Origin of the sequence: Kosakonia sp. BYX6 (assembly GCF_038449125.1) — a bacterium.
In the GTDB taxonomy this organism is placed as follows: Bacteria; Pseudomonadota; Gammaproteobacteria; order Enterobacterales; family Enterobacteriaceae; genus Kosakonia; species Kosakonia calanthes.
The window spans coordinates 3,089,223-3,113,109 of sequence record NZ_CP151800.1 but is presented as its reverse complement, the minus strand read 5'-3'; the positions used below and the strand labels follow the sequence as shown (position 1 = coordinate 3,113,109).

The 23,887-nt window shown below is 54.6% G+C and carries 27 protein-coding genes; 15 read left to right on the top strand and 12 right to left on the bottom strand.

Going from position 1 to position 23,887, the window contains the following annotated elements; all coding sequences use genetic code 11:
* Window positions 1–21 precede the first annotated feature (21 nt).
* Window positions 22–1,224, bottom strand: a complete 1,203-nt coding sequence (locus tag AAEY27_RS14625) for an MFS transporter (protein ID WP_342321367.1) — start codon at window positions 1,222–1,224, stop codon at window positions 22–24.
* Between the two features lie 80 nt (window positions 1,225–1,304).
* On the opposite strand from AAEY27_RS14625, the gene AAEY27_RS14620 reads away from it, so the two are divergent.
* Both AAEY27_RS14620 and AAEY27_RS14615 read left to right on the top strand, forming a co-directional pair.
* A complete protein-coding gene (locus AAEY27_RS14620) occupies window positions 1,305–1,847 on the top strand; it encodes a TetR/AcrR family transcriptional regulator (RefSeq protein ID WP_342321366.1) in 543 nt (180 codons plus the stop codon).
* A gap of 72 nt (window positions 1,848–1,919) precedes the next feature.
* Entirely contained in the window at window positions 1,920–2,384 is a 465-nt protein-coding gene (locus AAEY27_RS14615; RefSeq protein ID WP_342321365.1) for a hypothetical protein, read from the top strand.
* A 168-nt stretch (window positions 2,385–2,552) separates the two neighbouring features.
* Here AAEY27_RS14615 and AAEY27_RS14610 read toward each other — a convergent pair whose 3' ends face one another.
* On the bottom strand, window positions 2,553–4,238 hold the full coding sequence (locus AAEY27_RS14610; protein WP_342321364.1) for an aspartate:alanine antiporter: 1,686 nt from the start codon (window positions 4,236–4,238) through the stop codon (window positions 2,553–2,555).
* Window positions 4,239–4,518: 280 nt separating this feature from the next.
* Between AAEY27_RS14610 and AAEY27_RS14605 the strand changes: the two genes are divergently transcribed.
* Window positions 4,519–4,890 carry an inner membrane protein YbjM gene (locus tag AAEY27_RS14605; protein ID WP_342321362.1) on the top strand — a complete coding sequence of 124 codons (372 nt, stop codon included), beginning with the start codon at window positions 4,519–4,521 and terminating at the stop codon, window positions 4,888–4,890.
* Window positions 4,891–4,925: 35 nt separating this feature from the next.
* Here the strand turns inward: AAEY27_RS14605 and AAEY27_RS14600 are convergent, their stop codons facing one another.
* The gene (locus tag AAEY27_RS14600; RefSeq protein WP_342321360.1) at window positions 4,926–5,189 is read right to left on the bottom strand and encodes a GrxA family glutaredoxin; all 264 of its coding nucleotides are present in this window, start codon (window positions 5,187–5,189) and stop codon (window positions 4,926–4,928) included.
* A gap of 177 nt (window positions 5,190–5,366) precedes the next feature.
* On the opposite strand from AAEY27_RS14600, the gene nfsA reads away from it, so the two are divergent.
* From nfsA to rlmC, 9 genes are all read left to right on the top strand, one after another.
* Window positions 5,367–6,089 carry an oxygen-insensitive NADPH nitroreductase gene (gene nfsA, locus AAEY27_RS14595; RefSeq protein WP_342321359.1) on the top strand — a complete coding sequence of 241 codons (723 nt, stop codon included), beginning with the start codon at window positions 5,367–5,369 and terminating at the stop codon, window positions 6,087–6,089.
* Between the two features lie 72 nt (window positions 6,090–6,161).
* Window positions 6,162–7,064, top strand: a complete 903-nt coding sequence (gene rimK, locus AAEY27_RS14590) for a 30S ribosomal protein S6--L-glutamate ligase (protein ID WP_342321358.1) — start codon at window positions 6,162–6,164, stop codon at window positions 7,062–7,064.
* A gap of 86 nt (window positions 7,065–7,150) precedes the next feature.
* Window positions 7,151–7,630, top strand: coding sequence for a YbjN domain-containing protein (locus AAEY27_RS14585; RefSeq protein ID WP_342321357.1), 480 nt, complete (start codon window positions 7,151–7,153; stop codon window positions 7,628–7,630).
* A gap of 349 nt (window positions 7,631–7,979) precedes the next feature.
* Entirely contained in the window at window positions 7,980–9,092 is a 1,113-nt protein-coding gene (gene potF, locus AAEY27_RS14580; protein WP_342321355.1) for a spermidine/putrescine ABC transporter substrate-binding protein PotF, read from the top strand.
* Between the two features lie 140 nt (window positions 9,093–9,232).
* Window positions 9,233–10,366 (top strand): putrescine ABC transporter ATP-binding subunit PotG, encoded by a 1,134-nt coding sequence (gene potG / locus AAEY27_RS14575; RefSeq protein WP_342325587.1) that lies wholly within the window; start codon window positions 9,233–9,235, stop codon window positions 10,364–10,366.
* Between the two features lie 9 nt (window positions 10,367–10,375).
* Window positions 10,376–11,329, top strand: coding sequence for a putrescine ABC transporter permease PotH (gene potH / locus AAEY27_RS14570; RefSeq protein ID WP_342321354.1), 954 nt, complete (start codon window positions 10,376–10,378; stop codon window positions 11,327–11,329).
* Window positions 11,326–12,171: a putrescine ABC transporter permease PotI gene (gene potI / locus AAEY27_RS14565; protein WP_342321353.1), complete on the top strand. Its 846-nt coding sequence runs from the start codon at window positions 11,326–11,328 to the stop codon at window positions 12,169–12,171. The genes potH and potI overlap by 4 nt, the downstream gene beginning before the upstream one ends.
* A gap of 73 nt (window positions 12,172–12,244) precedes the next feature.
* Window positions 12,245–12,715 (top strand): YbjO family protein, encoded by a 471-nt coding sequence (locus tag AAEY27_RS14560; protein ID WP_342321352.1) that lies wholly within the window; start codon window positions 12,245–12,247, stop codon window positions 12,713–12,715.
* A gap of 41 nt (window positions 12,716–12,756) precedes the next feature.
* Window positions 12,757–13,884, top strand: a complete 1,128-nt coding sequence (gene rlmC / locus AAEY27_RS14555) for a 23S rRNA (uracil(747)-C(5))-methyltransferase RlmC (RefSeq protein WP_342321350.1) — start codon at window positions 12,757–12,759, stop codon at window positions 13,882–13,884.
* Between the two features lie 66 nt (window positions 13,885–13,950).
* On the opposite strand, the gene artJ is transcribed toward rlmC, so the two are convergent.
* From artJ to AAEY27_RS14525, 6 genes are all read right to left on the bottom strand, one after another.
* A complete protein-coding gene (gene artJ / locus AAEY27_RS14550) occupies window positions 13,951–14,682 on the bottom strand; it encodes an arginine ABC transporter substrate-binding protein ArtJ (protein ID WP_342321349.1) in 732 nt (243 codons plus the stop codon).
* A 171-nt stretch (window positions 14,683–14,853) separates the two neighbouring features.
* Window positions 14,854–15,522, bottom strand: coding sequence for an arginine ABC transporter permease ArtM (gene artM / locus AAEY27_RS14545; RefSeq protein ID WP_342321348.1), 669 nt, complete (start codon window positions 15,520–15,522; stop codon window positions 14,854–14,856).
* The gene (gene artQ / locus AAEY27_RS14540; protein WP_342321346.1) at window positions 15,522–16,238 is read right to left on the bottom strand and encodes an arginine ABC transporter permease ArtQ; all 717 of its coding nucleotides are present in this window, start codon (window positions 16,236–16,238) and stop codon (window positions 15,522–15,524) included. Before artQ ends, artM begins: the two co-directional genes overlap by 1 nt.
* Before the next feature lie 6 nt (window positions 16,239–16,244).
* Window positions 16,245–16,976: an arginine ABC transporter substrate-binding protein ArtI gene (gene artI / locus AAEY27_RS14535; RefSeq protein WP_342321345.1), complete on the bottom strand. Its 732-nt coding sequence runs from the start codon at window positions 16,974–16,976 to the stop codon at window positions 16,245–16,247.
* 19 nt (window positions 16,977–16,995) lie between these two features.
* A complete protein-coding gene (gene artP / locus AAEY27_RS14530; protein ID WP_342321344.1) occupies window positions 16,996–17,724 on the bottom strand; it encodes an arginine ABC transporter ATP-binding protein ArtP in 729 nt (242 codons plus the stop codon).
* 209 nt (window positions 17,725–17,933) lie between these two features.
* Window positions 17,934–18,449 (bottom strand): lipoprotein, encoded by a 516-nt coding sequence (locus tag AAEY27_RS14525; RefSeq protein WP_342321343.1) that lies wholly within the window; start codon window positions 18,447–18,449, stop codon window positions 17,934–17,936.
* A gap of 102 nt (window positions 18,450–18,551) precedes the next feature.
* On the opposite strand from AAEY27_RS14525, the gene AAEY27_RS14520 reads away from it, so the two are divergent.
* The 3 genes from AAEY27_RS14520 to AAEY27_RS14510 are packed head-to-tail and all read left to right on the top strand — an operon-like array spanning window position 18,552 to window position 20,298.
* Window positions 18,552–18,875 (top strand): heavy metal-binding domain-containing protein, encoded by a 324-nt coding sequence (locus AAEY27_RS14520; RefSeq protein ID WP_342321341.1) that lies wholly within the window; start codon window positions 18,552–18,554, stop codon window positions 18,873–18,875.
* Window positions 18,872–19,702 (top strand): N-acetylmuramoyl-L-alanine amidase, encoded by an 831-nt coding sequence (locus tag AAEY27_RS14515; RefSeq protein WP_342321340.1) that lies wholly within the window; start codon window positions 18,872–18,874, stop codon window positions 19,700–19,702. The genes AAEY27_RS14520 and AAEY27_RS14515 overlap by 4 nt, the downstream gene beginning before the upstream one ends.
* Before the next feature lie 29 nt (window positions 19,703–19,731).
* A complete protein-coding gene (locus tag AAEY27_RS14510; protein WP_342321339.1) occupies window positions 19,732–20,298 on the top strand; it encodes a hypothetical protein in 567 nt (188 codons plus the stop codon).
* Between the two features lie 5 nt (window positions 20,299–20,303).
* On the opposite strand, the gene AAEY27_RS14505 is transcribed toward AAEY27_RS14510, so the two are convergent.
* The 3 genes from AAEY27_RS14505 to ltaE all read right to left on the bottom strand — a co-directional run bounded on the left by AAEY27_RS14505 (window position 20,304) and on the right by ltaE (window position 23,855).
* The gene (locus tag AAEY27_RS14505) at window positions 20,304–21,317 is read right to left on the bottom strand and encodes an NAD-dependent epimerase/dehydratase family protein (RefSeq protein ID WP_342321338.1); all 1,014 of its coding nucleotides are present in this window, start codon (window positions 21,315–21,317) and stop codon (window positions 20,304–20,306) included.
* 92 nt (window positions 21,318–21,409) lie between these two features.
* The gene (locus tag AAEY27_RS14500) at window positions 21,410–22,846 is read right to left on the bottom strand and encodes a DUF2867 domain-containing protein (protein WP_342321337.1); all 1,437 of its coding nucleotides are present in this window, start codon (window positions 22,844–22,846) and stop codon (window positions 21,410–21,412) included.
* A 10-nt stretch (window positions 22,847–22,856) separates the two neighbouring features.
* A complete protein-coding gene (ltaE, locus tag AAEY27_RS14495) occupies window positions 22,857–23,855 on the bottom strand; it encodes a low-specificity L-threonine aldolase (RefSeq protein ID WP_342321336.1) in 999 nt (332 codons plus the stop codon).
* Window positions 23,856–23,887 lie beyond the last annotated feature (32 nt).

Here is a 23,887-nt window from a genome sequence, read left to right as displayed (position 1 = left end):
ACGCAGGCCGCCGCCGGGTTATCACCCCAGTTCGGCCTGCGCTTCTGTTGCCGGTTTGGCGACCGCGCGGGCGACCAGAGCGGCGACCAGCACCAGACTTAACACGACGATCATCGCACTGCGCAAACCGTAGTGCTCGCCAAGGAAACCGAGCAGCGGCGGACCAACGAGGAATGCCAAGTAGCCGGTGGTGGCAACCACGCTGACGCGGGTGGCCGCATCCGGGCCGGTATCGCTGGCTGCCGAAATAGTGAGCGGGAAACCGAGCGAGGCGCCAAGTCCCCACAGAATAACCGACACACCCGCCACCCAGGCGCTGTCGACAAAGATAATCAGGCCGATCCCCAATGCACCCATTAACGCGCTGGCGCGAACCACCGCCACGCGGCTGTAACGGTCAATAAACCAGCCGCCGCAGAACCGGCCTGTCGTCATACCAAGCGTAAAACCGGTGTAGATAAGCGACCCGGAAGTGGGGCTGAACCCGTGGCCGTCCACCATCAAAAGCGGCAGCCAGTCATTGGCGGAACCTTCGGCAAACGCCATCGCCAGCACCACCACGCCAATTAACAGCAGTTGTGTATCCTGCCAGAACGGCCTGCCTTGTTTGCCGCGCGCATTATCTTCCGCCGAGTTTTTCCCGGTTCCATCCGGGATAGCAGTAATCGCCAATATAATCGGCACGATTGCTACCAGGCCAGCCAGCAAAATATGCACATTCGCCGCGACGCCGAAAGCAGTTAAAGACATACCGATACCCGCGCCGACTAAGGTGCCGAAGCTATAAAAGCCATGCATCATCGGCAGCACGGTTTTATTCATCTCCTGCTCGACGATGGCGCCTTCAATGTTCATCGCCACTTCTCCCGCTCCGAGGCTGCCGCCAAAGCAAGCGAGGCCAAAAGCGAACAGCAACGGAGAGGCGAACCATAAGGCAATGCTTAAAATCACCATCCCGATAACCGAGAATGACATGCTGGCGCGGATCACTTTGCGCGCGCCGAAGCGTTTGACCAGCCATCCCGAAGAGAGAATGCCGCTCATTGAACCGACCGACAGGCCAAACAGCACCGCGCCCATTTCCGCGGTGGAGACGGATAAAATATCGCGGATTGCCGGGGTGCGCGTGGCCCAGGACGCCATTAATAAACCGGGTAAAAAGAAGAAGGTAAACAGCGCCCACAGGCGGTGTCGCAGGGCTTTTCGGGAGGCATTAACAGTCATAACTTCACATCGATGAATGAAAAGATGCGAAAACAGTAGCAAGTAAGTGTACATTTGTACATAAACGAGTGAGAGGATTTATGGCCCGACGTCCTAATGACCCCCAGCGGCGCGAACGCATTCTTGAAGCGACGCTGGATATGATTGCTGAGCATGGCATTCAGGCAGTAACGCATCGCAAAATCGCGGGCTGCGCGGATGTTCCGCTTGGCTCGATGACCTACTATTTTTCCGGCATCGACGCGCTGCTCGAAGAGGCGTTTAATCGCTTTACGCAGCAGATGTCTGCGCAATATCAGGCGTTTTTCGACGGCGTCGACAGCCCCGCGCAGGCATGCGAAGCGATCACCGGGCTGATTCACAGCGCGCAAGTCACCACTGCGCGCAATATGGAACTGATGTATCAGCTTTATGCATTTATGAGCCGCCAGGCGACGCTGAAGAGTGTCATGCAAAACTGGATGCGCACCAGCCAGACCACGCTGGAGCACTGGTTTGATCCCGTGACGGCACGCGCGTTGGACGCCTTTATCGAAGGAATGACGCTGCACTTTGTGGTTGACCGCGAGCCGCTACAACGTGAAGAGATTCGCACAATGGTTGAGCGGATAGCGGGGCTTTGATGTGCAACATGTTGTTATTAATGAAAAAATAGCGACGCTAATGCTCTCTTTTAACTATCAAACAGGTCAGGAATGATTTTAGATACAGTGATGTGGTTGGTGTCGTCGGTGGTGTTTTTCGCCTGGATCTTCGGGGTCACCTTAAAGAACACATTTGCTACTAATGCGAAGCATTTTGGCATTCTGATCGCCGTGCATCTGGTACTGAGCTTTGCGGCCATCGCTCTGAAAAAGCAGGGTGTTGTCGTTGTACATAAAGATACCAGCCTGTGGGTCATTAAGAGTGTCGGCATGGCGCTGAAAGGTTATATGGCTGTGCTGATGATTATGATGACGAGTTTCTTCATCGCACTGGTCAGCAAAGGCGCGCAGAAAATGACGCATTTCCATGAAACCTACAATGCCGCCAACTTGCACCGTAACCCGCTGAAATTCTACCTGCGCCGGGAATCCGCCATCATTTGGGGATATCGATTGTTCTTTATGATTGGCGGGGTTTATGTCTTGTGGGCGATATGGTTCAAGATGCCGTTTTGAAGCAGACCTGGAAAAAAGGCAACAAAAAACCCATCAACCTTGAACCTAATCGGCGGGGTTGATGGGCTCCACAAAATGGGGACATCAAAGAAAAGCAGTGGCACTAGTTATGACTGACACCCCAGAAAAAAGTTCTGCGCATAACTGAAATATTTTTCAGCTTCAGACTTATCCGAGACCCGGCCAGATGATGATGATCAGTGTCCCCGCTAATGTCAGTAGCACGTTGGCAATCGCATAAGTTCCGGCATAACCCAGCGCTGGAATATTGCTGCGCGCGGTATCGCTGATGATCTCCATCGCCGGGGCACAGGTGCGTGCCCCCATCATCGCGCCGAACAGCAGGGCGCGGTTCATCTTCAACACATAAGCGCCGAACAGGAAGCAAATCAACACTGGCACAAGGCTTACGATCAGCCCGGCAATTAACATCTGTCCACCAACCGCGCCAAGCCCGTTGCTAATGCCGCTACCGGCGCTTAAGCCAACGCCGGCCATAAACACCATCAGACCGAACTCTTTTACCATCATCAGCGCGCCCTGCGGGATATAGCCGAACGTCGGATGGTTGGCACGCAGGAAGCCGAGCATGATACCGGCAAACAGTAAACCTGCGGCGTTACCTACGCCGAAACTGAAGGTGCTGAACTGGAAAGTGATCATGCCGATCATCAGGCCAACAATAAAGAAGGCGCAGAAGGCGAGGAGGTCGGTCACCTGGCTGTGAATCGAAATAAAGCCAATGCGGTCGGCGATTGTTTTTACGCGACGGGCATCGCCGCTGACCTGCAACACATCCCCTTTGTTGAGCACTATGTTGTCGTCGATCGGCATTTCAATCTGGCTGCGGATCACGCGATTGAGGAAGCAACCGTGATCGGTTAGTTTTAACTGCGCCAGGCGGCGACCGACAACGTTGTGGTTCTTCACCACCACTTCTTCAGTGACGATGCGCATATCCAGCAGATCGCGGTCGAACACCTCTTTGCCGTTACGGAAGCTGGGGTCGAGGCGCGCATGCGCATCCGGGTAACCTACCAGTGAAATCTCATCACCCATTTGCAGCACCGCGTCACCGTCCGGGTTAGCGAGAATGCCGTTGCGGCGAATACGCTCGATATAGCAACCGGTCTGACGATAAATGCCCAGCTCGCGCAGGTTTTTGCCATCCGCCCACGCCACCAGTTCTGGCCCCACGCGATAAGCGCGGATCACCGGCAGGTAAACTTTGCGATGCGCGTCGGTATCAAGCCCTCGCTCGCGGGCGATCTGCTGGGCGCTGGTCTGCAAATCCTGATGCTGCAGTTTCGGCAAATAGCGCGCGCCGAAAATCAGGCTCACCAGACCAATCAAATACGTTAATGCGTAACCGAGGCTGAGGTTATCCAGTGCGCTGGAAAGCTGCCCGCTCTCCATGCCGGAATGCCGCAGCGTATCGCCCGCGCCGACCAGCACCGGTGTGGAGGTCATCGAACCTGCCAGCATCCCGGCCGTCAGGCCGATATCCCAGCCAAACAGTTTGCCAAGACCCAATGCAATCAACAGTGCACTGCCGACTAATACCAACGCCAGCATCAGATAATTCTTGCCGTCGCGAAAAAAAATAGAGAAAAAATTGGGGCCGGCTTCAACGCCAACACAGAAAATAAACAGCATAAAACCCAGATTTAAGGCATCCGTGTTTATGCTGAAATGCTGCTGGCCTAATAATAAGGAAACTACTAAAACGCCAATGGAATTACCGAGTTGTACTGAACCAAGACGTAATTTACCGAGGCAAAGTCCAAGCGCGAGTACGACAAACAATAACAGTATGTAATTCCCATTTAACAAATCTGCGACGTTTATATTCACGGAGGCTAACTTCTTGTTTACTTGTAAGCTGTTGAAAGAAATGGGTATTTAAGCTAGTGTTTTGCTTATGCGCTGGCGTATGAAAAAAGCGGTGCAACACCAGACATTTCTCGCAAAACAAAAACAGGCCGTTAGTTTAATCGCATTAGATTACAACGGCTAGTGAGAATCGCGTATTTGCGCGGGTGCCTTTTCTGGCAAGGAGAGCCGCAACGCTTTATCTGTCCGGACATTCTTTTGAACGATTTAACGTGCGATAGAAAAAAGTCAGGAGGATTGTTTGAAGAATAGGCGAAGTTGGGTCGGCGTTATTTGTTGCTCTTTACTTTTTATCGCGGTTTGCCTCTTTCTGGTCATAAATATGAAGGACGCACTGCCTGCGTCCGGCGATCCTGAATTCGGTTTACTGCTCTTTGTTGTACCCGGTGTTATCGCGGGGTTAGTTGCCCGCCGCCGCAGAGCCATTGTGTCGGTGATCGGGGCGGCTCTGGCAGCACCAATCTGTTATCTGTTGATTCATCTGATGTTAAGTCCTGTACGCTCGTTCTGGCAGGAAGTTGCCTGGCTGTTTAGCGCGATTTTCTGGTGTGGAATGGGTGGGTTGTGTTGCTGGTTTGTTCATAAGATCGCTAAGCAACGCAAGCGGGCATAAACAAAATGCCCCCCGGTTGAGGGGGCGAAGAGCGGTCAGGCAAGCTGGCCGAAATGCTCTCTGGCATATGCTTCAAACTCTGTGCAACCGCCAATGTGCTGCTGATCGAGGAAGATCTGCGGCACAGTTTGCACGGGTTTGCCGACCGTTTTTTCCAGATCGGCTTTGGTGATGCCTTCGGCGTGGATATCAACATAGCGATAATTGAAGTCATCACGCTCGGCGGTCAGTTTCTCAGCCAGTGCGTTTGCACGCACACAGTATGGGCAACCAGGGCGACCAAAAATGACAGCAAACATACTATCTCCCAATTCTGAAGGTGAATGACCGTTATCCTGGCCTTCACGTTTGCGTATGGAAAGAAGGTTGTGCCTGTTGCAGAAATCTCCGCAACCTTTCGGGGCAATTTCCTGTTACAACGCCCGGAGCGGCTTCGTCTATACTGGAGGTCTTATTTATCCGGGGGATTATTCAACATGACACCAACGATTGAATTGCTGTGCGCCCATCGTTCCATTCGCCATTTCACCGACCAGCCTGTTACCGAAGCACAACGTGAAGCGATCATCGCCAGCGCGCAGGCCACGTCGAGTTCCAGTTTTCTGCAATGCAGTTCCATTATCCGCATCACTGACCGCGCAATGCGCACGCAACTGGTGACGCTCACCGGCGGGCAGCAACATGTGGCGCAGGCCGCCGAGTTCTGGGTGTTTTGTGCCGATTTTAACCGTAACTTTCAAATCTGCCCGGAGGCGAACCCAGGGCTTGCGGAGCAATTGCTGCTTGGCGTGGTCGATACCGCGCTGATGGCGCAAAATGCCTTTACCGCAGCGGAATCGCTCGGGCTTGGCGGCGTCTATATCGGTGGTATTCGCAACAGCATTGAAGCCGTGGGTAAATTGTTGCAACTGCCGAAACACGTTCTGCCGCTGTTCGGTCTTTGCCTCGGTTGGCCAGCGGACGATCCGGGCCAGAAACCGCGCATGCCCGCGCAACTGCTGGTGCATGAAAATCACTACCAGCCGCTGAATCAAGACGCGCTTGCGCAATATGACGACGAGATCGCCCACTATTATTTAATGCGTGGCAGCAATACGCGGCGCGATACCTGGAGTGACCATATTCGTCGCACCATCATTAAAGAGAATCGGCCTTTTATTCTTGATTACTTGCATAAACAGGGATGGGCGACGCGCTAATTCCCGTTCATCCTGTATGCGGCTGCGTGTATCATACGCAAGTTTCGACAGGTCTTCTGCGAGAGGTGCAGGGTGAAAATAGCCATATTGTCCCGGGATGGAACGCTCTATTCATGTAAACGCCTGCGCGAAGCCGCGATGCAGCGCGGGCATCAGATCGAGATCCTCGATCCTCTCTCCTGTTATATGAATATCAGCCCGGCGGCGGCGTCGATTCATTACAAAGGCCGCCAGCTCCCCCATTTTGACGCGGTGATCCCGCGTATCGGTTCGGCTATCACTTTTTACGGCACGGCGGCGCTGCGCCAGTTCGAAATTCTCGGCAGTTACCCGCTCAATGAATCCGTGGCCATTACCCGCGCCAGGGACAAACTGCGTTCATTGCAGTTGCTGGCACGCCAGGGCATTGACCTGCCGATTACCGGCATTGCCCACTCGCCGGACGATACCAGCGATTTGATCGAGATGGTGGGTGGGGCGCCGCTGGTGGTGAAACTGGTGGAAGGCACGCAGGGCATCGGCGTGGTGCTGGCGGAAACCCGTCAGGCGGCAGAGAGCGTGATCGACGCGTTTCGCGGCCTGAACGCCCATATTCTGGTGCAGGAATTTATCGCTGAAGCGAAAGGCTGCGATATTCGCTGCCTGGTGGTGGGTAACGAAGTGGTTACCGCCATTGAGCGTCGGGCGAAAGAGGGCGATTTTCGCTCCAATTTGCATCGTGGCGGGCAGGCGAAAGTGGCCACCATTACCCCGCGCGAGCGTGAAATGGCGCTGACCGCCGTGCAAACGTTGGGGCTTGATGTCGCGGGTGTAGATATTTTGCGCGCCAACCGCGGGCCGCTGGTGATGGAAGTGAACGCTTCGCCAGGGCTGGAAGGCATAGAAAAAGCCACCGGTATTGATATTGCTGGGCGCATGATCCAGTGGGTCGAGCGCCACGCGCGGCCGGGTTTTTGCCTGAAAACCGGCGGCTAAGACGATTTTCCTGCGTTTCACATGGTACGCCCCTGGCTTTTTGCGTAAGCTAGGGGCAATTTTTTTCGGTAAGAGAGCGTTGCTTTATGGATTCACTGGTCGTTCCTGGTCTGGACACGCTGCGTCATTGGCTCGACGAATTGGGCATCAATTTTTTTGAATGCGATAATTGCCAGGCGTTGCACCTGCCGCACATGCAAAATTTTGATGGCGTGTTCGATGCGAAAATCGACCTGGTTAATGACGTTTTGCTGTTTACCGCCATGGCTGAAGTTAAACCTTCTGCGTTACTGGCGCTGGCAGCAGATCTTTCGGCAATCAATGCCAGTTCATTAACCGTGAAAGCGTTCCTTGATATTCAGGATGATAATCTGCCAAAACTGGTCGTCTGCCAGTCATTATTCGTAGGGCCGGGGGTGGTGTTTGAGCAGTTCGCCTGGTTTATGCGCCAGAGCGAAGAGCAAATTTCCATGGTGATTATGGAAGCCAACGCACATCAATTATTGCTCACGCCTGAAGAAGAAGAACTGATGATGAACGAAGAATCGCACAATTTTCTTCACTGACTCCCGCAGGCTTTAGCGCAGTCGCTGCCACGGCGGCTGCTTTACAAATGTTTTTATTCTGCAATTAACCTTTCTTTAAAGAATTATTCACCCTCATTCCTCGCGTTACGGCTTATCACGTAGACTCTTCTTGCATAAAAAATTGATAAAAGGCGTTTTTTAATCCGACCTATAGCCTCAAACCCTGGCTACAGTTATTCTTGCGGTGCTTAAAGCAGCCTGCGGCGTCTGCCGGAAGAGCTTTCTCCTCCCGGCCTGTGCAGAGTGACAGAATATGCATGATTCTTGCATATCTTAAATCGCGTACATTTAGTTCGTATGTTAACGAGCTTTCCAGAAGGAATGAGATATGACCACCTTGAGCAAAAAATGGGTATCGGGTCTTGTGGCGGGTGCGTTGATGGCTGTCTCTGCCAGCACGCTCGCCGCCGAGCAAAAGACGCTGCATGTTTACAACTGGTCTGATTATATTGCGCCGGACACCGTTGCAAATTTTGAAAAAGAAACCGGCATTAAAGTCGTTTATGACGTGTTCGACTCCAACGAAGTGCTGGAAGGTAAATTGATGGCGGGCAGCACCGGTTTCGACCTGGTCGTGCCATCGGCAAGTTTCCTTGAGCGCCAACTGGCGGCGGGTGTGTTTCAGCCGCTGGATAAGAGCAAACTGCCGAACTGGAAAAACCTCGATCCGGAAGTGCTGAAAATGGTTGCCAAGCACGACCCGGATAACAAATACGCTTTCCCGTACCTGTGGGCCACCACCGGTATCGGCTATAACATCGATAAAGTGAAAGCCGCGCTGGGCAACGATGTGCCGCTGGACAGTTGGGATCTGGTGCTGAAACCAGAAAACCTGGCAAAACTGAAAAGCTGCGGCGTCTCCTTCCTTGATGCACCGGAAGAGATCTTCGCTACCGTGCTGAACTACCTCGGCAAAGATCCAAACAGCAACAAAGCGGATGATTACACCGGTCCGGCAACCGACCTGCTGTTGAAACTGCGTCCGAATATCCGTTACTTCCACTCCTCCCAGTACATTAACGACCTGGCAAACGGCGATATCTGTGTCGCTATCGGCTGGGCTGGCGACGTCTGGCAGGCCGCGAACCGCGCGAAAGAAGCGAAGAATGGCGTGAACATTACTTACACCATTCCGAAAGAGGGCGCGCTGGCGTTCTTTGATGTCTTCGCGATGCCAGCGGATGCGAAAAACAAAGACGAAGCCTATCAATTCCTTAATTACCTGATGCGCCCGGACGTGATCGCCCATATCAGCGACCACGTGTACTACGCGAACGGTAACAAAGCCTCTGTACCGATGATCAGCGAAGAAGTGCGTAACAACCCGGCAATCTTCCCGCCGCCGGACGTTTTCGCCAAGCTGTTCACACTGAAAGTCCAGGATCCGAAGATTGACCGCGTAAGAACCCGCGCATGGACTAAAGTTAAAAGTGGCAAATAAATCAATCGCCTGACTGGTGAAAGGGCTGCACCCTGGCGGTGCAGTCGCCCCAAAAATGGACAGAGGTACTGCGCCTCTGTCCTGTCATTTGTAAGACAACCTGTTGAAACAGGGTGATGTTTATGCCGGAGAGCACTGGAGTGAATGACGCTATTCCCCGCCCACAGGCGAAGAGCCGCAAGGATCTGACGCCGCTGCTGGAAATTCGTAACCTGACCAAATCATTTGACGGCCAGCATGCCGTTGATGATGTCAGCCTGACTATTTATAAAGGCGAAATTTTTGCCCTGCTCGGCGCGTCCGGCTGCGGCAAATCGACGCTGCTGCGCATGCTTGCGGGTTTTGAGCAACCGACACAAGGGCAAATTATGCTTGATGGCGTCGACCTGGCGCAGGTTCCGCCGTATCTTCGCCCCATCAATATGATGTTCCAGTCTTACGCCCTGTTTCCGCACATGACGGTAGAACAGAACATTGCGTTTGGCCTGAAGCAGGACAAGCTGCCGAAAGCGGAAATCACCAGCCGCGTCGCCGAAATGCTGAGCCTTGTGCACATGAGCGAATTCGCCAAACGCAAACCGCACCAGCTTTCTGGCGGTCAGCGTCAGCGCGTGGCGCTGGCCCGAAGCCTGGCGAAACGCCCGAAATTGCTATTGCTGGACGAACCGATGGGCGCGCTGGATAAAAAATTGCGCGACCGCATGCAATTGGAAGTGGTGGACATCCTTGAGCGCGTCGGCGTGACCTGCGTGATGGTAACCCACGATCAGGAAGAGGCGATGACCATGGCCGGGCGCATCGCGATCATGAATCGCGGCAAGTTCGTGCAAATTGGCGAGCCGGAAGAGATTTACGAACATCCGACTACTCGTTACAGCGCGGAATTTATCGGTTCCGTGAATGTCTTTGAAGGGCTGTTGAAAGAGCGCCAGGAAGACGGTCTGGTGATCGATTCGCCGGGGCTGGTTCATCCGCTGAAAGTCGATGCAGATGCTTCGGTGGTGGACAACGTGCCGGTGTATGTCGCACTGCGCCCGGAGAAAATCATGCTCTGCGAGGAACCGCCAGCCGATGGCTACAACTTTGCCGTTGGCGAAGTGGTGCATATTGCTTACCTCGGCGACCTCTCTATTTATCACGTGCGTTTGCAAAGCGGGCAGATGTTAAGCGCCCAGTTGCAGAACGCGCATCGCTACCGTAAAGGCACGCCAACCTGGGGGGATGAAGTTCGCCTGTGTTGGGATGCTGATAGTTGTGTGGTTCTGACGGTTTAAGGAGCGGTGATGAGTACACTGGAGCCACCGGCCCGCGTCGAAAAACCGGGCGGTTTGACATTGTGGTTGGCGCGTATGCAGATGCGCCACGGGCGTAAACTGGTGATTGCGCTGCCATATATCTGGCTAATCTTGCTGTTTTTGCTGCCATTTTTGATCGTTTTCAAAATCAGCCTCGCGGAAATGGCGCGCCAGATCCCGCCGTATACCGATCTGCTTGAGTGGGCCGACGGCCAACTTAGTATCACGCTGAATCTCGGCAATTTCCTGCAACTGACGGACGATCCACTCTATTTCGAAGCCTATCTCCAGTCATTACAGGTGGCGGCTATTTCGACAATTTGCTGTCTGCTGCTGGGTTACCCGCTGGCCTGGGCGGTGGTGCACAGCAAGTCATCGACGCGTAATATCTTGCTGCTGTTGGTGATTTTGCCGTCGTGGACCTCGTTCCTGATCCGCGTTTACGCCTGGATGGGGATTTTGAAAAACAACGGCGTGCTGAATAATTTCCTGCTGTGGCTTGGCGTCATCGATCAGCCGCTGACGATCCTGCACACCAACCTGGCGGTGTATATCGGCATTGTTTATGCCTATCTGCCGTTTATGGTGCTGCCGATTTACACCGCGCTGACGCGTATTGATTACTCGCTGGTGGAAGCTTCGCTGGATCTCGGCGCCCGTCCGCTGAAAACCTTCTTTAGCGTGATTGTGCCGCTGACCAAAGGCGGGATTATCGCCGGTTCCATGCTGGTGTTTATCCCGGCGGTCGGCGAGTTTGTGATCCCTGAACTGCTCGGCGGCCCGGATAGCATCATGATTGGCCGCGTGTTATGGCAGGAGTTCTTTAATAACCGCGACTGGCCAGTGGCGTCGGCGGTTGCCGTCATTATGCTGCTGTTGCTGATTGTGCCGATCATGTGGTTCCACAAACATCAGCAGAAACAGACGGGGGAGCAGGAATGAACACTTTACCGGTAGTGCGCTCGCCTTGGCGTATCTTGATTCTCGTGCTCGGCTTTACTTTCCTGTATGCGCCAATGCTGATGCTGGTGGTTTACTCCTTCAATAGTTCCAAGCTGGTAACGGTGTGGGCGGGCTGGTCGACGCGCTGGTATGGCGAACTGTTTCGCGATGACGCGATGATGAGCGCGGTGGGGTTAAGCCTGACGATTGCTGCTTGTGCGGCGACGATGGCGGCGATCCTCGGCACTATCGCCGGCGTTGTGCTGGTGCGTTTTGGCCGCTTCCGTGGCTCCAACGGTTTTGCCTTTATGATCACCGCGCCGCTGGTGATGCCGGATGTGATCACCGGTTTGTCATTGCTGCTGCTGTTTGTCGCGCTTGCCCATGCCATTGGCTGGCCGGCCGACCGCGGTATGTTGACCATCTGGCTGGCGCATGTGACGTTCTGTACCGCCTATGTGGCGGTGGTGATCTCCTCACGTTTACGCGAGCTGGATCGCTCTATTGAAGAAGCGGCGATGGACTTAGGTGCAACGCCGCTGAAAGTCTTCTTTGTCATCACGCTGCCGATGATCATGCCGGCGATTGTTTCCGGCTGGCTGCTGGCGTTTACCCTCTCGCTGGATGATCTGGTGATCGCCAGTTTCGTCTCCGGGCCGGGGGCGACCACGCTGCCGATGCTGGTCTTCTCCAGCGTGCGTATGGGGGTGAACCCGGAAATCAACGCGCTGGCGACGCTGATCCTCGGCGTAGTGGGTATTGTGGGCTTGATCGCCTGGTATTTGATGGCGCGCGCGGAAAAACAACGTATCCGTGACATCCAGCGTGCAAGACAAGGCTGAACTCATTAGAATCGGGAAATTGTGTCGCTGATGCCGCGCTTGCGCGGCATTTTTTCACAGGGAAATCATCAGATTGGGGTTCTTCAAGAAGACCACTCATCACGCTACGCTAAACGTACCTGCGCTGGTGCAAGTGGCGGCTATCGCCATTATTATCATTCGCTGTGTTGATGTTTTGATGGTGTTTAATTTACTGGGGCTGCGCGGCTTGGTGGATTTTGTCCAGCGCAGCGCGCAGACCTGGAGTCTGACGTTGATTTTTCTCGGCAGCCTGCTGCTGGTGTTTATCGAAATCCTCTGCGCCTTTTCGGTGGTCAAAGGCCGGAATTGGGCGCGCTGGCTTTACCTCGCCTCGCAAGTCGTCGCGACTGGCTATTTGTGGGCCGCCTCGCTGGGTTACGGTTACCCGGAATTGTTCAGTATTGCCGGCGGTTCGCGCCACGAGATTTTCAGCTCGCTGATGATGCAAAAATTGCCCGATCTGCTGGTGCTGTTTCTGCTGTTTGTTCCCGCGCCCAGCCGACGCTTTTTCCGCTTGCGATAACGGTGGTACAATCCCGGCCCCGCAAAACGAAAGGCTTTATTATGCAGTGCGCACTCTTTGATGCTGGTCGCTGTCGTTCCTGTCAGTGGATCGAACAACCGGTCTCGTTGCAACTTTCCGCCAAAATGAACGACCTACAGAATTTGCTGGCGGAATTACCGGTCGAAGCGTGGTGCGCGCCTGTCAGCGGCCCTGAACAAGGGTTTCGCAATAAAGCCAAAATGGTGGTCAGCGGCAGTGTTGAAAAACCGCTGCTCGGCATGTTGCATCGCGACGGTACGCCAGAAGATCTCACCTCATGTTCTCTTTATCCTGCTTCTTTTGCGCCGGTGTTCGCGGCGCTGAAACCCTTTATCGCCCGTGCCGGGCTGACGCCCTATAACGTGGCGCGCAAACGCGGCGAGTTGAAATACCTGCTGTTAACCGAAAGCCAGCAAGACGGCGGTATGATGCTGCGTTTTGTGTTGCGCTCGGAAGAGAAGCTGGAGCAGTTACGCGCCGCGCTGCCGTGGTTGCAGGCGCAGTTACCGCAATTGACGGTGATTTCTGTGAATATTCAGCCGGTGCACATGGCGATCATGGAAGGGGAGAAAGAGATTTTCCTGACCGAACAGCAGGCACTGGCGGAAAGTTTCAACGGCGTGCCGCTGTGGATTCGCCCGCAAAGTTTTTTCCAGACCAACCCAACCGTTGCCAGCCAGCTTTATGCCACTGCCCGCGACTGGGTACGCGCGTTACCGGTGGCGCATATGTGGGATCTGTTTTGCGGTGTTGGCGGCTTTGGTTTGCACTGCGCCACGCCTGAAATGCGCCTTACCGGTATTGAAATCGCGCCGGAAGCCATCGCCTGTGCGACACAATCGGCACAGGCGCTTGGCCTGCACAATCTGCATTTCCAGGCGCTGGATTCCACGCAGTTCGCCACCGCGCAGGGCGATGTGCCGGACCTGGTGCTGGTCAACCCGCCGCGCCGCGGGATTGGTGCGCAACTGTGCGAATACCTGAGTCGCATGGCACCGCCATTTATTATCTATTCCAGCTGTAATGCCACGACGATGGCGAACGATATCGCGCGGTTGCCAGGCTACCGCATTGCGCGAGTGCAGTTGTTCGATATGTTTCCGCATACTGCACATTACGAAGTGTTGACGCTATTGGTTAAGCAATAAAAAAAGCCGCACAAGCGGCTTTTTTGTCACCTCGCCCGGTGGTTCTGCGCTTACCGGGCAAAAATATTACTGCGGGAACCACTGATCGCTGATTTTCTGGTACGTACCATTCGCTTTAATCGCTTTCAGCGCGGCGTTCAATTTCTCCAGCAGCGCTTTGTTATCCGGGCGAACCGCGATGCCGAGGCCAGTACCAAAATATTGCGCGTCGGTCACTTTCGGCGTCGCGACACCCAATTGCGGGTTGGTTTTCAGCCACTCGTTAACCACGGCGGTATCGCCAAACACCCCATCAATACGGCCATTTTTCAGGTCGATAATCGCGTTTTGATAGCTGTCGTAAGCGACGGTTTTCACTTCCGGGTGTTTATCTTGCAGGTATTTCTGGTGCGTGGTGCCGTTTTCCATGCCGATGCGTTTGCCTTTCAGATCGTCGAAGGATTTAAAGGCTTCTTTTTTGGCGATCACCAGCGCGGAGTTGGCGTAGTACGGGTCGGTAAAGGAGACTTGCTTGCTACGCTCCGGGGTAATATCCATCCCGGAAATGACCGCGTCATATTTCTTGAATTTCAACGACGGGATCAGGCTGTCGAAAGCGTGGTTGGTAAAGGTACAGTCCGCCTGCATTTGCTTGCAGAGCGCATTCGCCAGATCGATATCGAAACCGACAATCTTGTTGCTGGCATCCATGGATTCAAACGGTGGATAGGTCGCAGAGACGCCAAAATTAATTTTGTCAGCCGCAGAGACACCTGCGGCGAATGTTGCGAGAAGGGCGGCCAGTATCAGTTTTTTCATTATCAAGCTCCTGTCGGTCAATCTTATTGTTGTTGCCGTGTCTGAGGCATGGGGCTAACAATGCCATCAACTGAATTTATATTCAATAATAATGCTTAATTATTTCACATAAGATAAAAATAAAGGCGAGTAATGAATGCATTAACTCGCCTTTTTCTGGTATTTATGCAATTAGTTGCGCCGTTCGAAGGCCAACGCTCTGCGTTCAATCAGGCGCATCATCAGCGTCAACAAGCCGTTGACCACCAGATAAATCAGGCCTGCCGCGCCAAATACCGTCACATCATACGTGCGTCCATACAGCAACTGACCGTGCCCCATCACTTCCATCAGTGTAATGGTGTAAGCCAGCGAGGTACTTTTGAAGACCAGCACCACTTCGTTGGAGTAGGAAGAAAGGGCACGCTTAAATGCATAAGGCAGCAAAATCGCCAGCGTGTCTTTCTTGCTCATCCCCAGCGCACCGCAGGATTGCCATTGGCCGTCCGGAATTGCGCGGATCGCGCCGTAAAACAATTGCGTGGTATACGCCGCACTGTTCAGCGACAGCGCCAGCATTGCGCACAGCCACGGTTCAGACAGCAGATGCCAGACCACCGGATAGTTCTGCAACGACGGGAATTGCCCCGGCCCGTAGTAAATCAGGAAGATTTGCACCAGCAGTGGCGTACCGGTAAACAGCGTGATGTAACCGCGCACAATCTGCGTCAGTACCGGCGTTTTCAGCGTCAGGACGATGGTAAACAGCAGCGATAAAACCAGCGCCACAATCAGTGACGCCACGGTCAGCGTCAGGCTGGTATGCAGGCCTTTGAACAGCTCAGGCATGAACTCAAGCATTATCCCGGCCTCCGTTCAAAGCGCGTCGCGCGCAGATCGATGCGCTTGAGCACCCACTGGCTGAACAACGTGATCACCAAATAGATCGCCGCCGCCACGATATACCAGGTAAACGGCTCCTGCGTACGGGTGGCAATGCTTTTGGTTTGCAACATCAAATCGTTCACGCTTATCAGCGACACCAGCGCGGTATCTTTCAGCAGCACCAGCCACTGGTTACCTAGCCCTGGCAGCGCATGACGCCACATTTGCGGCATCACCAGACGGAAGAAAATCGCCGCCTTCGTTAAACCCAGCGCTTGGCCGGATTCACGCTGCCCGTCCGGCACCGCTTTTAACGCTCCGCGCAGGGTCTGCGAAGCGTAAGCCGCGTAGAGCAAGGAGAGGGCGATCACGCCGCACAGGAACGGGCTGACATCGAAGTTCTCAATCTGCACTTGCACCGGAATCTGCACGATACCCAAATTGATGACGAAGCCATCAGAGAGTATCAGCAGCAGTTGCGAGGAGCCGAAATAGATAAACAGGACGACCAGGATCTCCGGCAGGCCACGCAACAGTGTCACCAGCGCAGTGCCAATCCAGGCAATGGGACGCCACTTAACGGACTCCCAGACGGCAAAGATCATCGCCAGAATCAGGCCGATGATCAATGCACAGACGGCAAGGCCGACGGTCATCCCGGCGGCGCTTGCTAATGGAAACATTTCGTTCATTAAGTATTACTTCTGGAACCATTTGCTATAGATGGTCTGGTAAGTCCCATCTTTCTTCACTTTTTCCAGCGCGGCGTTGAATTTCTGCTGCAGCTCAGTGTTGCCCTGGCGAACCGCGATGCCGAGGCCGGTGCCGAAGTAATCTTTATCGGTCACTTTATCGCCTACGGCTGCCAGTTTCGCATCAGCCTTCAGCCACTCGGTCACCACCGCTGTGTCACCAAACACCGCGTCGATACGGCCATTTTGCAGATCCAGACGCGCGTTCTGGTAGCTGTCGTAAGGAACAGTGGTGATTTCCGGGTGTTTATCCGTGATGAATTTCTGATGCGTGGTGCCGTTCTGCACGCCAACACGCTTACCTTTTAACTGGTCAACACCGGTGAATTTACCCTGCTGGCCGATGAACAGCGCGGAGTTGTCGTAATACGGAGTGGTGAACAGAACCTGTTTTTCACGCTCAGGGGTGATGTCCATACCGGCCATTACCGCGTCGAAGCGGCGGAATTTCAGGCTTGGGATCAGGCTGTCGAAGGCCTGGTTGGTAAAGGTGCAAGTGGCATCGATCTCTTTACACAACGCGTTGGCCAGATCCACATCGAAGCCGACAATTTTGTTGTTGGCATCGGTGGATTCAAACGGAGGGTAGCTCGCTTCGGTGGCGAAACGAATGGTCTGGGCTGCTGTGGCGCTAAGGCTGACGCTTGAAAGTAGCGCGGCAATCAGTACTTTTTTCATTGTCATTATTCCCGAGTCTTCAGTGAGATAGGTAGTATTTAAACGCGTCGGTCTGCGGCGCGGCAAAGCAGCCCGCATCCCCTTGCTCAACAATGTGACCGTTTTCCATATACACCACGCGACTGGCCGTCTTGCGCGCCACTTCCACTTCGTGGGTCACGATAACTTGCGTAATGCCGGTTTCCGACAGCTCACGAATGATGCTGACGATCTGCGCGGTGATTTCCGGATCGAGCGCAGCGGTAGGTTCATCAAACAACAGTACCTGCGGTTCCATCATCAGCGCGCGGGCAATGGCCACACGCTGTTGCTGGCCGCCGGACAAATGCAGCGGATAGCGATCGCTATACGGTTTGAGACGTAAACGTTCCAGCAGCTTTTCGGCGCGCGCCAGCGCCTGATCTTTGCTTAAACCGAGCACGCGGCACGGCGCTTCAATCAGGTTTTGCAGCACGGTCAAATGCGGCCAAAGATTATATTGCTGGAATACCATGCCCACGTTCTGGCGTAACTCACGGATCGCTTTATCAGACGGGGTTTTTGCAAAGTCGAAATGATTGCCTGCGATGCTTAACTGGCCGGAGCGCGGCATTTCGAGCAGGTTGAGTACGCGCAACAGCGAACTTTTACCCGCGCCGCTTGGGCCGAGCAGCACCAGCGTTTCGCCCTGCGGGCAATCCAGTGTGATGTCGAATAGCGCCTGGTGCGCGCCATAAAAGCAATTGATGCTGTTTAATTTAATACTCATCGAAGCAGTCTGATAGCAATTGAGGCCGCAAATAGTAACGTTGACAGAATAGTTATGCAATATTTGTGCGTTAAAACTTAAAAAGAAACCAAGTTCCTACCTAAACTTAGCACAAAATACCGAACGTCGAGGGAACCAGGCATAAATGTCGGCATTCACCATGGAATGCCAGACATTTTACGGGGATTAACGATAGGTTTACTTAATAATCAGCGGTGTTCAATAGACTGGCGCAATGTGCCCGCCGGGGCGTGCGCGTTGCCGCCGAGATAACGCACGTCATCTACGGCCCAGCACTGGCCTTCGCGGATCATCAGCACTTCATCCTGCCACGTTTGGCTGCCCTGGCTAAGCTTCACACGCAGTGGAATATTCCGCGCATCGGTATTCGGAATGGTCGATGCGCTGGCGACATCGGCGTGTTCCGGCGTCACCGCGCGGCTGGAGAACGGATCGGCTTTCAGCAGCGCGTTGTTACGTGCATCACGGTTAGCGGCGGTAAGCATTTTAGTCAAATCATCACTCAGATAAGGGCGCAGCGCCGACCAGTCGCTTTTCGGATGGGCAATGCGGTAGTCATAAAATTGTTGTGCCACGCTGTCGGGGCCGCCTTCTACGCACTGACCGCTGCGTGTGCCGGTGTCCTTAAAGGCGGGCGTTACGGTGGTACAAGCGCTTAACAGCAGCGCGCACGGCAGGACAAGAGTCAAAACTGAATAGCGCATATTGATTTCCTTATTTCTCTTCAGAAGTCACGACCTTTCAAGAATAGTGTATTGATCTGATAATGTGTGGGGTAACGCATTGAACGTTAAAAGGAGAACCCTATGCAGTTTTCAACTACGCCGACGCTGGAAGGGCAGCCGATTGTCGAATATTGCGGTGTCGTTACCGGGGAAGCCATTCTCGGGGCGAATGTGTTTCGCGATTTCTTTGCCGGTATCCGCGATATCGTGGGCGGGCGTTCCGGCGCCTATGAAAAAGAGCTCCGCAAAGCGCGTGAAATCGCTTTTCGCGAACTCGGCGAACAGGCGCAGCAGCTTGGTGCCAATGCCGTTGTGGGCATTGATGTCGATTACGAAACCGTAGGGAAAGACGGCAGCATGCTGATGGTCTGCGTCAGCGGCACGGCAGTGAAAACACGCGCATGAAAAAGTGGGGATTCGTGCTGTTGGCGCTGCTTCTCGCGGGTTGTGTCAGCGAAAAAGGCGTTATCGATAAAGAAGGGTATCAGTTGGATACCCGTCATGCGGCGCAGGCAGCGTATCCGCGCATCAAAGTATTGGTTATCCACTACACGGCGGATGACTTCGACGTTTCGCTCGCCACGCTGACAGATAAACAGGTCAGCGCCCATTATCTGATCCCGGCAAACCCACCATTGCACCGGGGCAAACCGCGCATCTGGCAATTGGTGCCAGAGCAAGAACTCGCCTGGCACGCCGGTCCCAGTTTCTGGCGCGGCGCAACGCGCATCAATGATACCTCCATCGGAATTGAGCTGGAAAACCGCGGTTGGCGAAACACGGCGGCGGGAAAACAGTTCGCTCCGTTTGCGCCAGCGCAAATTACCGCGTTGATTCCGCTGGTAAAAGATATCCTCACGCGTTACAACATTGCGCCGCAAAACGTGGTGGCGCATGCGGATATTGCCCCGCAGCGCAAAGACGACCCCGGCCCGCTGTTCCCGTGGCAAGCGCTGGCGGCACAGGGGATTGGCGCGTGGCCCGATGCGGCGCGCGTGGCGTTTTATCTTAATGGTCGTTCCGCCTATGAGCCGGTGGAGACCGCGTCGCTGCTCGATTTATTGGCGCGTTATGGTTATGACGTCAATCCGCAAATGACACCCGCGCAGCAAAAAAGGGTGATTATGGCGTTTCAGATGCATTTTCGCCCGGCGTTATGGAACGGCGTTGCTGACGCCGAAAGCCAGGCCATTGCCGAGGCATTACTGGAAAAATATGGTCAGGCGGGATGATACCTGCCGGCCTTTATGTGACGAGGTCAATGGATATGATGTTTCGCATCATCACAGGCGCCCTGCTGATGGCGGCTTTTGCCGCACACGGCGCGCCAACGCCCCCTTTTAGCTGTTCTTACTGGGATAAAAAAACCGACAATGTCGAAACCCTCGACGACTGCGCCGTGTTGAAGGATGGCAAACTGGTGTTTTTACCGGCGCTGTTCGCCAAAACGCAGGATGTTGATGGCATGTCGTGGGTGGGCTTGTACGATTACACCCGCGAGGCAGGGCTACCGGATGCCGATTACTATGTGCGCGGGCCGGAAAGTTACCTGTCGGTCATTCATTTTGATAACGGGCCAGACTGGTTTGTCGAAGGGCTGGTGCGCTCGCGGCAGAATGGCAAAGTCGGTTATTGGGACGATGCGTTTAACAACCACATTGCGGCGAAATATGATTACGCCTGGCAATTTCAGGAAGGCAAAGCGTTGGTTTGTACGGGCTGCAAGCCGCAGGGTGAGGGAGAACATATCGGGCTGGGCGGTGGCGAGTGGTTTTACATCGATAAAAACGGCCAACGGGTTTCAGAGATAAAGTCCGGGCCGTTTTAATGAGATTAGCGGTGCAACTTGCCGTGATCTTTCAACCAATACGCTGTGCGTTTGATGCCTTCATCCAGCGTCACCATCGGCGTATAGCCCAGTTCTTGCTGGGCGCGTGCGATGTCCAGCGTGAAATCAAAGTTGAGCTTCGACACGCCGTAATGGGTAAACGCCGGCTCTTTCGCGCGCTTATCGCCAAAGTGCTCCATGCTGCGGGCGACCATATCCAGCATCGCGTAAGGCACGGAGCGAATGCGGCAATGAATACCCAGTTCATCAATCAACGTTTGCACGATACTGCGCAGCGAGCGCGGTTCGCCATTGGTGATGTTATACGCGCGCCCGGAAGGCAGCGTATCGCACGCCGGTTGGCTCGTCAGCCACATCGCGTGTACCGCATTTTCGTAGTAGGTCATATCCACCAGCGCATCGCCGCCGCGCGGCAATAACACGCTGCGGTAATGTTGCATCATCTGCGCCAGACGCGGAATAAAGACTTTATCGTGCGGGCCGAACAGGCTTTGCGGGCGCAAAATGGTGAAGCGAGTGTGCGGGTTGGCCTGCGCCAGCAGATCGATCACCTGCTCGCCAGCGGCCTTGCTACGGGCAAACTCATTGGCGAAACGCACCGGGCGGAAATCCTCATTGATATCGCGATGGTGGTGATAATCAAAATAGAGTGAAGGGGAGGAGATATGAATAAAGTTACGCACGCCCCACGCCACCGCCCATTCGCCGAGACGGCGCGTTGCGCGCACGTTGGCGAGATCAAAGGCTTCTTGCGTGCCCCACGGCGAGGTAAAGCTGGAGCAGTGCCACAGCGTATCGATGTCGGCGAGCATCACTTTAGCCTGCGATGAGACCAGTTGGGTCAAATCCGCATGCACAAACTCTGCGCCCATTTTGCTCAGCAACTTGCCCATGGCTTCGTTGCGACCCGTCGCCCGGACTGCGATACCTTTTTGACGCAGATACTCGACCGCGTTTCGGCCTAAACCGCTGGTTGCGCCCGTGACCAGAACCTTCATATCAATCCACTGTGTTGAAAAGCATTTATCGCGGCATTTTCCGTGAATTACGCCGCGATGCAATGGGATTGATAAAAGAAAAGCGTTCCCGGTCAGACTTTTTCTCTATTTTCTTCTGCAAGCCTGGCAATACGCTGCGCCATGCCGCGAAAAATAAACAGGTGCGCCGGGAACATCAACAACCAGTAAAACAACCCCGGCATACCGTGCGGATGCCACCAGGCGCGCACATCCAAAACCCGGTGATCGCCGTTATCCTGCACCGTAAAACACAAACGACCCAGCCCTGGCGCTTTCATACCAAACAGTAAAGCGAGCTGCTGTTCCGGCTCAACAATGATCACTTTCCAGCTATCGACCGCATCACCGACCTGCAAAAAAGGCCGCTCAGGTCGCCCGCGCGGCAGTTTATGGCCGATAAGCATGTCCAGCGCGGCGCGGGTTTGCCACAGCAGGTTGCCGAAAAAGTAACGCTCTTTACCGCCGATGCGGTTCACGACTTCCCACAGTGCACGCGCGCTGGCGCGGGTTTTTACGCGGTAACCGGCTTGTTTGGGGTAGTAGCCATATTGCGGGCGCCAGCGGGAAAAGGCCTGCGGGTCATAACCCCAGTCGCTGGAGTTCACCAGCTTTTCCTCTTCCTGTAAGGTACGGCGCACCGCCTCATCAAAGGGGATCAAAGTCTGTGGGATCAGGCGGCGTAACTCCCGATCGTCAGCCAGCAGATCGTGTTTCAGCCCCTGGATCAATGCTTTTGCGATGGTTGGAGGAACCGAGGTGATGAGATGCAAAAACCAGACGGAAATCAGCCGCGTCGGCAGCGGAATGGGCAGCAGCGGGCGATGCACACCGCTCACCGCCATAAAGCGCGCAAACTGTTGCTGGTAACTCAGCACGTGCGGCCCGGCGGCTTCAAACACCCGGTGCGCCTGCGTCGGATGATTGAGTAGCGCCAGCAAGTAATGCAGTAAATTTTCCAGCGCAATCGGCGTGGTTCGCGAGCGCACCCAGCGCGGTGGGGTGAGTACCGGCAGGTTGAATACCATATCGCGCATTACTTCAAAAGCTGCCGAACCCGCGCCAACAATGATCCCGGCGCGCAGTTCGGTAACGGGAATGCCTGCCGCGCGCAGCAGATCGCCGGTGTATTGCCGCGCTAAAAGGTGATCGGAATTCGTCAGGCCTTTGGCTTGTAAAGAGCTGAGGAAAATTACCTGTTTTACCGAGGATTCACGCAGCGCGTCGCGCACATTCAGGGCGATTTGCCGCTCATGGGCGACGAAATCCCCACTTTCGCCCATGCTGTGCACCAGATAGTAAAGCGTGTCGACATCGGTGAGCAGTGCGGGCAGATCCTGCGGCCAGTACAGGTCAATCACGTGATAGCTCACGCCCGGCAAAGGTTGTTTTTGCAGCCGCGCCAGGTTGCGCGCCGCCGCCTTTACCTGATGACCCTGCTGGCTTAATGCCGCGATCAGCCGCTGCCCAATGTAGCCGCTGGCACCGAGTACCAGTATCCGCTGCGCCACGTTTCTCTCCTTAGCGCTGTAAAAATGCCTGCCAGTGGTGCACGACGTCAGTCAATTGCTGACGATTCACATCGAGATGCGTAACGAGGCGAACCACCGGTGAGGCGTTAATTAGCACGTCGCGCTCGCGCATAAAGGCGCCCAGCGCTTCGGCGTTATCGCCCACGCGGACAAACAGCATATTGGTGTCGTGACGCATCACGTCCACACCAATCTCGCGCAACTGCTCCGCCAGCCAGGCAGCGTTGTCGTGATCGTCTTGCAAGCGCGTGACATTATTTTTCAATGCGTACAGGCCCGCCGCGGCGAGAATGCCCGCCTGGCGCATGCCACCGCCGGTCATTTTGCGCCAACGGTTAGCGCGCGCGATATAGGCTTTATCGCCGACCAGCAATGATCCCACCGGTGTGCCGAGGCCTTTTGACAGGCAGATGGTGAACGAATCGCAATATTGCGCGATATCCTTCAATTCACAGCCATATTCCACCAGCGCATTGAAGATGCGCGCGCCGTCAACATGCAACGCCAGGCCGCGTTCACGGGTGAAATCCCAGGCCTGTTTCAGGTATTCGCGTGGCAAGACTTTGCCATTATGGGTGTTTTCGAGACTGAGCAATTTGGTGCGTGCGAAGTGAATATCATCGGCTTTGATTTTGGCCGCGACTTTATCGAGCGGTAGGGTGCCGTCGGGCGCGGCGTCAATCGGCTGCGGTTGAATGCTGCCGAGCACCGCAGCGCCTCCGGCTTCGTAGAGATAATTGTGCGCGCCCTGGCTGACGATATACTCTTCGCCGCGTTCGCAGTGGCTGAGCAGCGCCACCAGGTTAGCTTGCGTCCCGGTGGGCAGAAACAGGGCCGCTTCTTTGCCGCTGAGTTCGGCGGCATAACGTTGCAGCGCGTTAACCGTCGGGTCGTCACCGTAAACATCATCCCCGACCGGGGCGGCCATCATCTCTTCCAGCATGGTGCGGCTCGGTCGGGTTACGGTATCACTGCGTAAATCAATCACGGCATTTCCTTATCTTACGATGGGTAATGCCC